12 protein-coding genes are annotated in these 15,539 nt (G+C 41.8%); all 12 read left to right on the forward strand.

Translation table 11 applies throughout. The features are described 5' to 3' along the window. Positions 1-78 precede the first annotated feature (78 nt). The 12 genes from eutB to ACWM35_RS18345 all read left to right on the forward strand — a co-directional run bounded on the left by eutB (position 79) and on the right by ACWM35_RS18345 (position 15,512). Positions 79-1,077 (forward strand): hydroxyectoine utilization dehydratase EutB, encoded by a 999-nt coding sequence (eutB, locus tag ACWM35_RS18290; RefSeq protein ID WP_454820285.1) that lies wholly within the window; start codon positions 79-81, stop codon positions 1,075-1,077. Between the two features lie 223 nt (positions 1,078-1,300). Next, positions 1,301-2,485: a M24 family metallopeptidase gene (locus ACWM35_RS18295; RefSeq protein WP_454820286.1), complete on the forward strand. Its 1,185-nt coding sequence runs from the start codon at positions 1,301-1,303 to the stop codon at positions 2,483-2,485. A gap of 23 nt (positions 2,486-2,508) precedes the next feature. After that, on the forward strand, positions 2,509-3,513 hold the full coding sequence (locus ACWM35_RS18300; protein WP_454820287.1) for a cyclodeaminase: 1,005 nt from the start codon (positions 2,509-2,511) through the stop codon (positions 3,511-3,513). A gap of 15 nt (positions 3,514-3,528) precedes the next feature. Next, complete coding sequence (locus ACWM35_RS18305; RefSeq protein ID WP_454820288.1) at positions 3,529-4,731, forward strand: cystathionine gamma-synthase family protein; 1,203 nt, start codon at positions 3,529-3,531, stop codon at positions 4,729-4,731. Positions 4,732-4,763: 32 nt separating this feature from the next. Then, the gene (locus ACWM35_RS18310; protein WP_454820289.1) at positions 4,764-5,999 is read left to right on the forward strand and encodes a M20 metallopeptidase family protein; all 1,236 of its coding nucleotides are present in this window, start codon (positions 4,764-4,766) and stop codon (positions 5,997-5,999) included. Then, positions 5,996-7,051 (forward strand): homoserine dehydrogenase, encoded by a 1,056-nt coding sequence (locus ACWM35_RS18315; RefSeq protein WP_454820290.1) that lies wholly within the window; start codon positions 5,996-5,998, stop codon positions 7,049-7,051. Before ACWM35_RS18310 ends, ACWM35_RS18315 begins: the two co-directional genes overlap by 4 nt. A gap of 25 nt (positions 7,052-7,076) precedes the next feature. Further along, entirely contained in the window at positions 7,077-8,513 is a 1,437-nt protein-coding gene (locus ACWM35_RS18320; protein WP_454820291.1) for an aldehyde dehydrogenase family protein, read from the forward strand. Positions 8,514-8,549: 36 nt separating this feature from the next. Next, positions 8,550-9,725: a M24 family metallopeptidase gene (locus ACWM35_RS18325; protein WP_454820292.1), complete on the forward strand. Its 1,176-nt coding sequence runs from the start codon at positions 8,550-8,552 to the stop codon at positions 9,723-9,725. A gap of 33 nt (positions 9,726-9,758) precedes the next feature. Further along, positions 9,759-11,045 (forward strand): MFS transporter, encoded by a 1,287-nt coding sequence (locus ACWM35_RS18330; RefSeq protein ID WP_454820293.1) that lies wholly within the window; start codon positions 9,759-9,761, stop codon positions 11,043-11,045. 274 nt (positions 11,046-11,319) lie between these two features. Then, the gene (locus tag ACWM35_RS18335; protein ID WP_454820294.1) at positions 11,320-12,486 is read left to right on the forward strand and encodes a M24 family metallopeptidase; all 1,167 of its coding nucleotides are present in this window, start codon (positions 11,320-11,322) and stop codon (positions 12,484-12,486) included. A gap of 72 nt (positions 12,487-12,558) precedes the next feature. Next, the gene (locus tag ACWM35_RS18340; protein ID WP_454820295.1) at positions 12,559-14,172 is read left to right on the forward strand and encodes an ABC transporter substrate-binding protein; all 1,614 of its coding nucleotides are present in this window, start codon (positions 12,559-12,561) and stop codon (positions 14,170-14,172) included. 173 nt (positions 14,173-14,345) lie between these two features. Next, positions 14,346-15,512, forward strand: coding sequence for a M20 family metallopeptidase (locus tag ACWM35_RS18345; protein ID WP_454820373.1), 1,167 nt, complete (start codon positions 14,346-14,348; stop codon positions 15,510-15,512). Positions 15,513-15,539 lie beyond the last annotated feature (27 nt).

Consider the following 15,539-nt stretch of genomic DNA (forward strand, 5'->3'; position numbering starts at 1 on the left):
TCATTTTTGCCAATTGATATCGTTTTAAAATCGATTTAGTATGAATGTGAAAATCATGTGCGAAGGAGGGATAAGCCTTTGAGTTCTTCTAATCTGATAAAAGAATTATCGATCCGGGATGTTTGGGCTGCTAGAAAAAGAATCAGCCAATTAATAACCAAAACACCAACAATTCAATCTTCCATCCTCTCAGAAATCATCGGACGTAATGTCTATCTCAAACTAGAGAATGTTCATGAAGTGGGATCCTTTAAAGTAAGAGGAGCGGCCAATAAAATCCTTAGCTTAAGTGAAGAGGAAAAAAATCGAGGTGTTGCCACTTATTCAACCGGGAACCATGGAATGGCCGTAGCGTATGTGGCAAATAAGCTTGGAATCAAGGCGGTTGTCTGTATTTCCAATCGGGTACCAAAAGCAAAAGTCGATTCCTTAAAAAGGCTCGGAGCCGAAATAGAGATTGTTGGGAAAAGCCAGGATGCCGCTGGAGTGCGCTGTTATCAACTTGAAAAAGAAAAGGGATTAACGGTAATTGAGCCCTTTGATGATCCACATATCATTTCGGGTCAAGGAACGATTGGCTTAGAATTGCTCGAGGACCTCCCAAAACTAACAGATGTAATTGTCCCGCTATCAGGGGGTGGACTGCTTTCTGGGATTGGCCTGGCATTGAAATCAACAGTTCAGGGCATCCATATAACGGGTGTCTCAATGGAAAAATCTGCAGTAATGTATGAGAGTTTAAAAGTGGGCAAGCCCGTCAGGTTGGAAGAAAGTGAGACGTTGGCTGATAGTTTACTAGGTGGAATTGGACTTGATAACCAATATACTTTTCCTATGGTTCAAACCTTCATGGATCATGTCATTCTGATTCCAGAAAATGAAATTGGATATAGCATGGCCTTTATGATGGATAAACACCGCATGATTATGGAAGGTGCTGCGGCAACAGGAATCGCGGCAGTTTTAGGAAAAAAACTAACAGCTAAAGAAGGGGATATTGCCATCATCATTAGTGGTCAGAATGTCGATCTTTCTGTTTTGCAGAGCCAAATCCAAGATTATATGTTTAAAAACTAACAAAACCATCAAGGTCGTCCTTATAACGAGGAGGAGCTTGATGGTTTTTTCCTGTTTCAATACTGAGCTCTGCAAAAATTTAAAAAAACTGACTGAAAATCTTTAAAATCTTTCATACAAAATGAAAGATGAAAAATATTATCCACTTTTTCTATAATACTAAACAAGAAGGAAAATTCTAAAAATTAAATAAATTAAGCTACAAGCAGGAGTGGAAGGAAAGATGGCTTTCTTAATTACGGAGTATAAAGAACGAATTCGTAAAACAAAAGAACGAATGGTTCAAAAAGGAATCGAAGTATTGCTGATTACAGATCCCGCGAATATGAATTACCTTTCTGGTTATGATGGCTGGTCATTTTATGTACATCAAATCCTTGTGTTGTTGCTTGATGAAGAACAGCCAAAATGGATAGGCCGAGGTCAGGATGCCAATGGGGCAAAGAGAACGACCTGGATGTCACATGAAAATATTATCTCTTATCCAGATGATTATGTGCACTCTGATATCAAACATCCAATGGATTTTATCGCGGATCGGTTAACGGAATGGGGAAGAGGTAAATGCTCAATTGGGGTAGAAATGGAAAACTACTATTTCACCGCAAAGAGCTTCGAACAGCTGAAAATTGGCTTACCAAATAGTAATTTTTCAGATGCAACTTTACTTGTTAATTGGATCCGCCTGATAAAATCAGAAACGGAAATCAGCTATATGAAGCGAGCAGCCATCATTGCTGAAAACGCAATGCAGGCAGGGATTGAGTTAATACATGAAGGTGTCAGGGAATGTGATGTCGCAGCAAAAATATTCTATACCCAAATTACAGGAACAGAGAATTTTGGCGGTGATTATCCGGCCATCGTTCCACTCCTGCCATCTGGTGAGAAAACATCCACACCACATTTAACCTGGACAGATGATCGTTACAAAACAGGCGACGCGGTGATTATTGAGTTGGCTGGGTGCTATAAAAGGTACCATTCACCGCTAGCGAGAACGGTTCAGATTGGAAAGCCGGATGAAAAAATGAAAACACTTTCAGAAGTGGCGGTAGAAGGCATTAATGCCTGCTTGGAGATGATTCGTCCTGGTATCGCCTGCGAAGAAATTGAAAAAATGTGGAGAAAGACAATAGAAAAGAGTGGTTTCATCAAAGAATCTCGACTTGGTTATTCGATGGGAAGCAATTATCCCCCGGATTGGGGTGAGCACACTGTAAGTATTCGAAATGGAGATAAAACGATTCTCCTGCCGAATATGACCTACCACCTCATACCAGGATTGTGGTTAGACGATTATGGATTTGAAGTAAGTGAGTCCATTCGGATAACGGAAAGTGGCTGTGAAACCTTTTCGAACCTACCGAGAAATTTAACGGTAAAAGATGAAGGCATTCCACTGTAAATCGATTTAGGAGGTGATGAATCATGCTGATTTTTACAGAACAGGAAATAAAGCAATTTGTAAAATTGAATGATGTCGCTGTGAAAGTGGTCGAAGATGCCTTTAGCAAACTAGCTAACAAGGAAGCAGTCATGCCGCCGATTATGAGAGTCGACATTGAGGATCAAAATGGGGAAGTCGACGTTAAAACGGCTTATATCCAAGGTAAAGAAATGTTTGCGATTAAAATTTCTTCCGGTTTTTTCAATAATTATCAGCTGGGCCTCCCATCTGGAAATGGGATGATGATTCTCATCAGCACACAAACCGGAATTCCCGAAGCACTTCTTTTGGATAATGGTTACTTAACAGATGTCCGCACGGCTGCTGCAGGGGCTGTGGCTGCTGCCTATCTTTCTAAAAATACGATTGAAACAGCGGGTGTTATAGGAGCAGGAAGCCAGGCTAGGTTACAACTTAAGGCATTAAATCTAGTAAGGAAGTTTAATAGAGTGCTAGTTTATGCCAGGTCTCAAGAACGGGCTCAGAAATTTGCTAAAGATATGGCAGATGAACTAGGGGTGGAAGTCGTCGCCGTCGAAAGTGCAGAAGTGGTGGTGAAAAACAGTGATACCATGATTACCACAACACCTTCCAATGATCCTCTAATCAAAGCAGAATGGTTGCATCCAGGTCTTCATATTACAGCAATGGGGTCAGATGCGGAGCATAAGCAGGAATTGGAGCCGGAAGTATTAGCAAGGGCTGACATTCTTGTCTGTGACACAAAAGCACAATGCGCTCGATTAGGCGAACTGCATCATGCACTCACAAAAGGCGTACTGACAGAGCAATCAGACATCATCGAAATAGGTGAACTGACTTCAAAGAAAGCTGCCGGCCGAATAAACGCTCAGCAAATAACCGTTTGTGATTTAACAGGTACGGGTGTACAGGATACAGCCATTGCCCTTTTTGCCTATCAAGAATTGATTAATAGAAATAAAGGTTTTAAAATCGACAATTCTAAAATCCTACAAAAAAACTGATGAGGAGTGGTTTTGATGACTAACACAAATGCAAAGATGGGAACAAAGGCAGTTTGGGCAGGAGAAAAAGATTATTTAGTACATGGGGCTACACAAGTTCCTGTTGTGCTAAGTGTTGCTTACGGCTATGACGATATGGATGAGTGGTATGATGTAGCAATTGGAAAGAAGAAGGGCCATATTTATGGGCGAAACACAAACCCAACGGTTCAAGCTTTTGAAGATAAAATCAAAATCTTGGAAGGGGCAGAAGCGGCAACAAGCTTTTCAACCGGGATGGCTGCGATCAGCAACACGCTATCTACTTTCTTAGTACCAGGAGATCGAATTGTTTCCATTAAAGATACGTACGGTGGAACGAATAAAATCTTTACGGAATTCCTACCACGTCAGGAAATTGAAGTAGCGCTATGCGAAACAGGAAATCACGAACAAATCGAACGTGAAGTTGCCAAAGGCTGCAAAATTTTATATTTAGAAACACCTACCAACCCAACAGTAAAAATCACGGATATTGAACGGATGGCAAAAGCAGGGAAAGCGGCTGGTGCATTGGTTATTGTTGATAATACGTTTGCAACCCCAATGAATCAAAACCCACTTGCATTGGGAGTAGATTTAGTCATCCATAGTGCTACAAAGTTCTTAGGCGGCCATGCGGATGCTCTAGGCGGTGTAGTCTGCGGCTCAGAAGAACTAGTGGAAAAAATTTATCATTTCCGTGAAATCAATGGGGCAACGATGGATCCAATGGCGGCCTACTTAATTTTACGCGGAATGAAAACGCTTCATTTGCGTGTCCGCCAGCAATGCGAGAATGCAATGAAATTAGCAAAATACTTACTAACAAAAGATATGGTAGAAGCGGTCTATTATCCAGGTCTTGAAACCCACCCACACCATGACATTGCTAAAAAACAAATGAAAGATTTTGGTGGTATGCTGAGCTTTGCGGTAAAGGGCGGTGTCGATACTGTACGTGATCTATTGCCGAAATTGCAGTATGCCAACCGTGCAGCAAACTTAGGGGCGGTAGAAACAACGGTCGGGCCTGCTCGTACAACAAGCCATGTGGAATGTACACCAGAAGAGCGTGCGGCAGTTGGTATTCCAGAAGGACTGATTCGTATCTCTTGTGGGATCGAAGAAATCGAAGATATTATTGCTGATTTTGAACAAGCATTCAATCATGTGGAAAGTCTTGTAAAAGTGAAATAATTTCCATTCCAGTCGCAAGGGGAAATGAACAGATGAATCATCCAAACGTCATTCAGGCAAATGCATTATCTGAGCAACTGATCGAATGGAGACGTCATTTTCATCAACATCCCGAACTCAGTTTTCAAGAGTTCGGGACGTCTCGATTCGTTGCTGACGTGCTTAAAAACATAAAGGGTACACATGTTGAAACAGGAATTGGTGTTGAAACCAGTGTAGTCGCAACCCTAACCTCCGGTGAAGGACCAGTGATCGCTATCCGTGCTGATATGGACGCACTGCCAATTACAGAAGAAAATACATTTGACTATAAATCGCAAAATGAAGGGATTATGCATGCCTGTGGTCATGATGCCCATACGGCGATTCTACTCGGGGCAGCCCATCTTCTTGCGGACAAATTTGAAAAAGAAGAGCTGAAGGGAACCGTCAAATTGATCTTCCAACCAGCAGAAGAGAGTACTGATGAACATGGACTATCGGGCTCCCCATACATGGTGCAAGCTGGTGCCTATGATGATGTCAATGCAGCAATTGCCCTACATATGTGTCCATGGCTTCCAGTTGGATCCGCACAAGTAAATGATGGCTACAGCATGGCAAATGTTGATGTGTTCACTGCTAAAATTTTTGGAACAGGTGGTCACGGAGCCTATCCTGAGCTTGGCACCGATCCGATATGGATGCTTGGAGTGGTGATGCAGGCCATACATGGCATCGTTGCTCGAAAACTGCCAGCTTTAGAGGCTGGGGTCTTAAGTATCGGACAGATTCATGCAGGAACGGCAAGCAATATTATTCCGAGCGAGGTCTTGATTCAAGGAACGATTCGCAGTTATAACCCTGAAGCAAGAGAGTTATTGAGTGCAGAATTAAAGAAGGCACTCTCGATTGTGGAACCAATGGGCGGAACCTATTCGCTCGATGTGGAAAGAGGAGAACCGGCCTTAAAGAATGATCCTGGTATTAATCGTCTCTTTATAAAATCAATCAAAGAGCTGTATCCCGATTTTCAGATTCTCAAGCAACCATTCGGCATGGGTGGAGAAGATTTTGGCTATGTAACAGAAAAATGGCCAGGTGCTTTATTTTTCTTAGGAAGTGGAACAAAGGATGGTATTGCCCGGGATTTGCATACCCCTATCTTTGATCTTGATGAGAGCAGTCTTGTAAAAGGTGCAGCCATTCTTACACAAACGGCAGTCCATTTTTTAAAGGATAACGCCCATTTATCACAGGGCAAAGAAAAGGAGGTTTTAGGAACATGACACATAAATTAGCATTTATTGGATTCGGTGTGGTGGGTCAAGGTTTAGCTGAAATTTTGCTGGACAAAAAAGAGGACCTAAAACAAAATGAAGGTTTTGAAGCAAAGGTTGTAGCCATCTCCGATTTTATCAAAGGCTCGATTTACAATCCAAACGGCCTTGATTTAGCAATAGTGTTAAAGACCCTAAAGGAAACGGGGAAATTAGAAAATTATCCATCAACTCCTGGATTAATCAAAGGATGGGATAGTTTCAAAACCATCGTCAATACGAATGCTGACACGATCATTGAGGTCTCTTATACGGATGTGAAAACAGGTCAGCCAGCAATTGACCACTGTAAAGCTGCATTTGAAAGTGGAAAAAATGTCGTGATGACCAATAAAGGTCCAGTGGCCCTTGCTTATAAGGAGCTGTCTGAAATCGCACAAAAGCATGGTGTTTCATGGGGATTTGAAGGCACGGTGATGAGTGGGACGCCAAGTTTAAGATTGCCGATTGCGACGTTGGCAGGAAATGAGATTAAAGAAATCCGCGGAATCTTAAATGGAACGACAAATTACATTTTAACGAAAATGGAACAGGAAGGCGTTAGCTATGAAGCTGCGTTAAAAGAAGCCCAGGAGCTTGGCTACGCGGAAGCCGATCCTACGGCTGATGTAGAAGGATATGATGCCAGATATAAGATTGTGATTCTAGCAAATTATGTGATGGGTGTGCCTTTGAACGTGGAAGACGTTTCATGCAAAGGCATCACCGAGATATCTTTACAGGATATTGAAGAAGCAAAAGCGGAAGGAAAACGCTGGAAACTACTAGGAAAGGTAAAACAGGAGCACGGCAAAGTAACGGCTTCGATTGCACCGGAAAAGGTAGAAATGACCGATTCGTTAGCATCCATTAACGGTGCGATTAATGCCATCACCTATGAATGCGATTTGCTCGGCCCTGTCACCTTAAGCGGAGCGGGAGCAGGGAAAACAGAAACAGGCTTTTCTCTTCTTATCGACTTGATTCATATCAACCGTGCACGAAAACCTGTTATCGTTTAATTCTTAAAAGAAGGGCGTGAAGAGGATGACAGTTCAAATCAGAGGCCAGAAGATGCTAATTGGCGGGAAATGGAAAGATAGCGAGCAAAACATTGAGGTTCGCGATCCTCAGGATAATAGTTTAATAGATACGGTTCCGGCTGCTACAAAAGAGAATATGCTTCACTGTATTGAAGAGGCAAAGGAAGGTGCCAAGATTAGTGCTGCCATGCCTGTGCACGAAAGAATTCGAGTGATTAATGCAGCGGCCGATTATATCGAAGAACATCAAGAAAAATACGCGTTGACGATCAGCAAAGAAGGAAGTAAAACCATCAGGGAAGCACGAAAAGAAGCGGCACGTTGCATTCAAACACTGCGAATAAGTGCAGAAGAGGCTAGAAGAATCAACGGGGAGACAATTCCGTTTGACCAGATGCCTGGTAGTGAAAATCGTATCGGTTATTACTTTCGTTTTCCGATTGGGATTATTGCCGCGATTACCCCGTTTAATGATCCGTTAAATTTGGTTGCTCACAAGGTGGGACCAGCGATTGCAGCAGGGAATGCGATTATTGTAAAACCGGCAACAGTGACTCCTTTAAGTGCTTTATTACTGGCAGAAGCATTTTTGCATGCTGGACTCCCTCCAAAGGTATTATCCGTGATCACTGGTCATGGAAGCGAAATCGGAGATACACTTGTCACCCATCCTGCGATTCGAATGATTAGTTTTACCGGAGGATTATCTGCTGGCGAAGAGATCGTTCGTAAGGCAGGATTGAAGAAAATTGGGATGGAGCTGGGCTCCAATTCACCGGTGATTGTCCTAGAGGATGCAGATCTTACGGATGCGGTGGAATCAACCGTTTCGGGAGCCTTTTGGGCGGCAGGTCAAAATTGCCTAGGGGTTCAGCGCGTCTATATTCAAGAAAGCATTATGGCCGAATTTCAAAAAGCCTTTGTATCACGAACAAAGCAATATAAAGTAGGCGATAAACAGTCGCTACTAACCGATATGGGACCGCTGATTACGGAAAAAGAAGCGATCCGTGTGGAACGAATGGTGGAGGAATCGCTTGAAAAAGGAGCAAGATTACTGACCGGAGGACAGCGCAATGGAGCGTTTTACTCCCCGACAGTTCTAACCAATGTTCCCGAGAATTGTACAATCGCAAAGGAAGAAATTTTTGGACCAGTAGTTTTACTTTACCCGATTGCCGATTTGGATGAGGCGATTCAAAAATCAAATAGTGTCGATTATGGGTTGCAGGCTGGTATTTTTACAAAAAACATCGAAAAAGCACATAAGGCGATTGCACAATTGGATGTTGGCGGCATCATGATCAATGACAGCAGTGACTATCGGATTGATGCAATGCCGTTTGGCGGGGTGAAGAAATCTGGACTAGGCCGAGAAGGTATTAAATTTGCACTCCAAGAAATGACCGAACCAAAAGTGGTATGCTTTAAACTTCATTAAACGAATCGAAACTATAGATGTAGGAGGGAACCTGGCATGTCATTTGCGACGTATGAGTACAAAGAGAGAATTCTTAAAACAAAAGAACGAATGTTGGAAAAAGGAATCGATGTTCTCTTGATTACCGATCCGGCAAATATCAATTATCTTTCCGGATACGATGGCTGGTCGTTTTACGTGCATCAAATGTTAGTCGTGATTATTGACGAAGACCAGCCGATGTGGATCGGTAGAGAGATGGATGCCAATGCGGCGAAGGTCACCACATGGCTATATCGTGACAACATCATTCCTTATCCAGATAATTATATTCATTCGGATGTTAAACATCCAATGGACTTCATCGCTGGGATCTTAAAGGAAATTGGCCAAAATAACCGATCCATTGGGGTGGAGATGGAAAACTATTATTTCACAGCTAAGAGCTATGAACAGCTGAAAAAAGGATTACCGAACGCGTCCTTTCACGATGCCACCTTATTGGTGAACTGGGTACGGCTGATCAAATCGGATGCCGAAATCGAGTATATGAAACGTGCTGGTGTCATTGCGGAAAGAGCGATGAAGGCGGGGATTGAATTAATCCAAGAAGGTGTCAGGGAATGTGATGTTGCGGCTAAGATTTTTCACACGCAAATCACAGGTACTAAGGAATTTGGCGGAGATTACCCTTCGATTGTACCGCTGTTGCCATCTGGTGAAAAAACTTCCACACCACATCTTACATGGACAGACGATCGATACAAGGACGGAGATGCCGTCATTATTGAATTAGGAGGCTGCTATAAACGATACCATTCACCTTTAGCCAGAACCGTCCAAATTGGCAAGCCGAACGATAACTTGAAAACCCTTTCATCGGTGGCGGTAGAAGGAATTAACGCCTGCCTAGAGATGATTCGTCCAGGCATCGCTTGTGAAGAGATCGAAGAAACATGGAGAAAATCGATTGAAAAAAGTGGTTTTGTTAAGGAATCACGGCTCGGCTATTCCATGGGATTAAATTACCCTCCTGATTGGGGAGAGCACACGGTAAGTATTCGAAAAGGCGACAAAACAATCTTGCAGCCGAATATGACCTTCCATCTGATTCCAGGATTGTGGCTTGACAACTATGGGTTTGAAGTGAGCGAATCCATCCGAATCACAGAAACCGGTTGTGAAACCTTTGCCAAAATGCCAAGGAACCTAGTTTTGAAAGAATTTGTATAAAATCGTTTGAAAATAAAAGGGGATGATGCATAAATGAAGAAAGCTACAATGGCTACTGCAATAGGAAATCTAGTCGAATGGTATGAATACGGTATCTATAGTTATACTGCTGCAATCATCGGAGCTCAGTTTTTTCCAGAAGAGAGTAGTTCTGTAGCTTTATTGTATGGTTTTGCGGTGTTTGCAATTTCGTTCTTCTTTAGACCGCTTGGGGGTATTATATTTGGCTCTATCGGTGACCGATTGGGACGAAAGAAGATTCTAGTTGTCACTATTCTGATGATGTCATTTGCGACTGCCCTCATTGGGATCATCCCAAATTATCAAACGATCGGAGTCATGGCGCCACTTTTATTAATTGTCATGCGGATGGTTCAAGGGTTAGCAGCAGGGGGAGAATACACAGGTGCCTCCGTGTTCATGAATGAGTCAGCACCAAATTCCCGCAGAGGTTTATTTACAAGTTTACTTGAATCAGGTTCCATACTTGGATATATTATTGGTTCCTTGTTTGTGGCGATTTTGACGACTACATTAAGCTCCGAGCAAATGGCGGATTGGGGCTGGCGGATTCCATTTATTTGTTCTTTGCCATTAGCATTAGTGGGGATGTATGTTAGAACGAAAATTAATGATACACCTACGTTTATAAAAATGAAAGAAGAGAACAATTTAGCCAAAGCTCCTTTGAAAGAGATGTTTGTCACAGCAAGAAAACCACTGGCGATTTCATTTCTAGTGGTCGCGTTCGCGAATGGTGCTTATTATACGTTACTAACATATTTACCCTCGTACTTTGAAACGCAAGTGGGATTAACGACGATTGAATCTCTCGTGGTTACAACCAGTGGAATGGTGTTAATGATGATCCTGTTTCCGATATTTGGGATGCTAGCAGATCGCTATGGACGAGTTAAGTTCCTGCTATTATCTGCTTTACTTGCTATTTTTACGGCAATTCCAATCATCGCCTTTGTTTCGGGTGGTTCTCCATCGGGTCCGCTTATCGGCTTCTTTGCTCTAGGTGTGATCGTTGCCATCTTTATTGGCGTATTTCCTTCGACACTCCCATTGCTATTTCCGAACCGAGTAAGAAATAGTGCTTATGGAATTTCTTATAATGTATCGACGGCAATATTTGGAGGCGGGGCGCCATTTATCATCACCTCCTTGCAAAACGCATCAGGTAATAAACTCATGCCGGCGTTTTATTTAATCGCAACTGCTTTAATGGCCATCGTCGCAATGTTCTTCCTGCCGAAAACTGTCAAAGGGGCCAATGCAAACAATAACAATACAGAAATTAAAAATGTTATTTAGATAGCGTAGGGTCCTTTACTTACTGAGTAAAGGACTTTTTTAAAATCTGTTTAAGATTTCCTTTACGAGTATTTTAAAAAGTAGCAAAGAAAAAGGATGGTAATAGATAGATAACGAAAATATTATTCTTAATATTTAGAAAATATTAAATGTTTTAAAAATTATAATTATCTGGTAAAATAGTAATCAAACAAATAGATTCCATTACTTTTTGTCTAAATGTTTAGAAAATTTTAAACGTATTAAATTTATTTAAAAAAGAGGAGGGTCGTATATGATATTTGAAAAGACAGAGTTTTTAAAGCGATTAGATAACACAAAAAAGGCTATGGAAAAAAGAGAGATTGATATTTTAATCACTTCAAATCCAGCGAACATGAATTATCTATCTGGTTACGATGGCTATTCATTCTATATCATTCAAGGGGTTATCGTCCTGTTGGCCGAACCAGAACCGATTTGGATTGGTAGGAAAATGGATGTTCCAGGAGCTGAATTTTCCACATGGCTTGCACCAGAAAATATCATCGGGTATGAAGATGATTACGTTCAATCAAACACGAAACACCCGATGCACTTTTTTGCCGATGTTTTAAGAGAAAAGGGAGTGAGGAACAATAGGATAGGGCTTGAAATGGCTCAGGATTCTCTTAGTGTCACTTCCTTTAATGAATTGCAAAAAAAGCTACCCGATTGCCAATGGAAGGACGCTTCCTATTTAATCAATCATGTGAGAATGATAAAGTCTGATAGAGAAATCCACTATATGAAATTAGCAGGCAAGATCACATCTCATGCGATGCAAACGGCTTTCGATTCAATCCATGAAGGAGTGGAAGAATCTGAAGTCGCAGCACAGATATATCAGTCCCTAATCAAAGGGACGGAAGAACAGACTGGAGATTATCCAGCGATTATCCCTCTAATGTCCTCTGGTGAAAAAATTGCAGCACCACACTTGTCATGGTCGAAGAATGATTATAAAAAAAATGATATTGTCACCCTTGAACTATCTGGCTGTGTTCACCGCTACCACGCGCCATTAGCTAGAACCGTTTACATAGGTACTCCGACACAAAAATATCTCAACACCGTCAATACGGTCCTGGAAGGACTGCATGAAATGCTTCATGTCATAAAAGCAGGTATCACCTGTGATGAAGTGGCCGCAAGCTGGAACAAGGTATTGGCAAAATCTGCGATTACAAAAGACTCCCGAGTTGGTTATCCCATTGGAATCGGCTATCCACCTGATTGGGGAGAACAAACAATCAGCATCCGCCCCGGTGATAACAGCATCCTACAATCCAATATGGCTTTGCATCTACTACCAGCCCTTTTTCAAGCTGACACAGGATTTGTCGTAAGTGAATCCATTCGTGTAACAGAAGAAGGCTGTGAGCTCCTGACGAATCTATCACAAAATCTGGTTCTGAAATAAGGTATTATGTTACTTATCTATTTTTATCATGAAGAGAAACGCTAAATTAAAGAGTTTGAGAGGGGTTAGAATATGAAAAAAAGTCGACTTTTTACTACTCTTCTAAGTGTGTTCTTACTAGTTTTTGCGTTAGCTGCATGTTCCAATGAGCAAACGGGACAAAGTAATCATGGAAAATCATCACAATCGTCTGGCGATAAATCATTTGTCTTTGCCCGCGGCGGAGATGCCGTTTCACTGGATCCATCTGAGGTGACTGACAGTGAGTCAGAAAATGTTTCCCAAAGTATCTTAGAGACATTAGTCACTTTTGCCGAAGGAAAAACCAAGATCGAACCGTTATTGGCAACGGAATGGGAGGAAACCGATAATGGGTTAACATATACCTTTAAACTACGTGAAGGGGTTAAATTCCAAGATGGAACGGATTTTAATGCAGAAGCGGTAGTGTTTAATTTTGAACGCTGGATGAACGGAAAAGACAATACGACCTTTCCTGTTTATGCCTCTGTTTTTGGTGGATTTAAGGGAGATGAAACTCATAATCTTCAATCGATAGAAGCGGTTGATCCTTACACCGTGAAATTTACTTTAAAGCATGTCATGCCGACCTTCTTAAAGAGTCTGGCATTAACACCGTTTTCAATTTCCAGTCCAGCAGCGATTAAAAAGTACGGAAAAGAATACAGCAGTAACCCCGTTGGTACAGGTCCCTTTGTTTTTGAAGAGTGGAAAAGAAACGATCGGATTATCTTAACGAAAAATAAAGATTATTGGTTAGAAGGCTATCCAAAATTGGACCAAGTTATTTTCCGGACGATTGTCGATAATTCAGCCCGCCTAAACGCTTTAATGACTGGAGAAATTGATATGATGGATGGCGTCGACCCAGGAACGATTCAACAAATTGAAGCAGATAAGAACTTTCAACTGATTTCTAGACCATCCCTTAACATTGGATATTTAGGTTTTACCGTAACGAGAGAGCCGTTTGATAATAAACTTGTTCGTCAAGCACTAAATCACGCGGTGAATAAAGAGGAAATGATTAAAGCGTTCTTTGGAGGTCAGGCTGCCCCAGCAATAAATCCAATTCCTCCATCAGTTGAAGGATACAACGACTCTATTGATGCCTATCCTTACGATGTGAAAAAAGCGAAAGACCTGTTAGCGGAAGCAGGCTACGCGGATGGATTTGATATGGAAGTTTGGGCGATGCCTGTTTCGCGGCCATATATGCCGGATGCCAATAGAGTGTCTGAATTCCTGCAATCAAGCTTTGCGAAAATCGGCGTCAATGTAAAAATCGTCACTTATGAATGGGCGACATACTTAGATAAAGTAAAGGCTGGGGAAGCAGATGCATTCCTACTAGGATGGACAGGGGCCAATGGAGATGCGGATGACTTCATTTATTCATTATGGCATAAGGACAATATTGGAAGCTTAAATTCAACGCAATACTCAAATGAGCAAGTGAACCAGTTATTAACGGAGGCGAGAACAATTACTGATGAAGCCAAGCGTGCGGAGTTGTATCAAAACGTTCAAGAAATCATGCATGATGATGCACCGATTCTGCCGTTAGTACACACAACACCTGCAATGGCTGCAAGAACGGATATCATCGGATTTGATCCACATCCAACTGGAAGAGTCATTACAACTAAAGTAGACTATAAATAATAGAAGAAGGCAGGTAGGCGAAAGCCCTATCCTGCCTTCTATCAAAGTTTAAAGGGTATGATCATGGACGGAGCCTGTTTATTGAAACTCCTAGTCCCTATTGAAAAATAGCTTACTGGAATACCGGGAAAAAGAAAGGAGTTTTTACATTGACTCAACAGAGTGTAATGACTTTGATGCAAAAATCATTTGATTACTTAGAAAGTATCTATTCAGAATTAGTCGTGATCCGGAGAGATCTGCATATGCATCCGGAGCTTTCATTTCAAGAAAAAAGGACTCCAGCCTTCATCGCAAACTACTTAAAAGAACTTGGATTGGATGTTAAAACCGGTGTGGGCGGCAATGGCGTTGTTGGTTATTTAAAGGGAGGTAAGCCTGGAAAGACAATCGCGTTAAGAGCCGATTTCGATGCCCTGCCTATTGAAGATGAAAAAGAAGTCTCATATAAATCGAAAGTACCTGGTGTCATGCATGCATGCGGACATGATATTCATACAGCTGCCTTACTGGGGGTGGCGAAAACTTTGAGTAAGGTGAAAGATGAAATCAAAGGAACCGTTGTCTTCCTTCATCAGCATGCTGAGGAATTAAGTCCAGGTGGTGCAGTTGGCATGATTGCGGACGGATGTTTAGAGGGAGTGGATGAAGTATACGGTGCCCATGTGGAAGTGAATTTTCCCATCGGAACGATCGCTGTAAATGATGGCTATGTCCATGCGGCATCGGATGCCTTTGATATCACGATTTTTGGAAAGGGAGGACACGGTGCAGAACCTCATCGTTGTATTGATCCGGTTGTGATTGGCAGCCATCTTGTGGTCGATTTCCAAAACATTGTCAGTCGACGAATTGACCCGCTGCATCCGGCAGTGGTGACTGTGGGAGCCTTCAATAGCGGCCATGCACATAATGTCATTCCCGATAAAGCCTATTTAAAAGGAACTGTGAGAACCTATGATAAAGAGGTAAGGCTTCAAGTAGAAAAAGAGATCAACTTAATTGCCCAGCAAACAGCAGAAAAGCATGGTGCCAAAATAGATGTGAAGTACACAAAAGGGTATATTGCCTTGTATAATCATCCGAAAGAAACAGAATATATCAAACAGCTTTCCTCTGAAATATTTGGAGAAGAAAATGTCGTGCTTAAGCCGGCCGATATGGGCGGGGAAGATTTTGCCTATTACGTAGATGCAGTACCAGGAACGTTTTTCTGGGTCGGCGGAGGGAATCCAGACCTGAATGCAGTTTACCCCCATCACCATCCAAAGTTTGATGTCGATGAAAAATCAATGATTTATACCGGAAAAGTTTTTATTTCTGCTGTATTAAATAACTAATCTATATTTTTTGGAAAATATAGTATA

The organism is Neobacillus sp. K501, assembly GCF_053749995.1.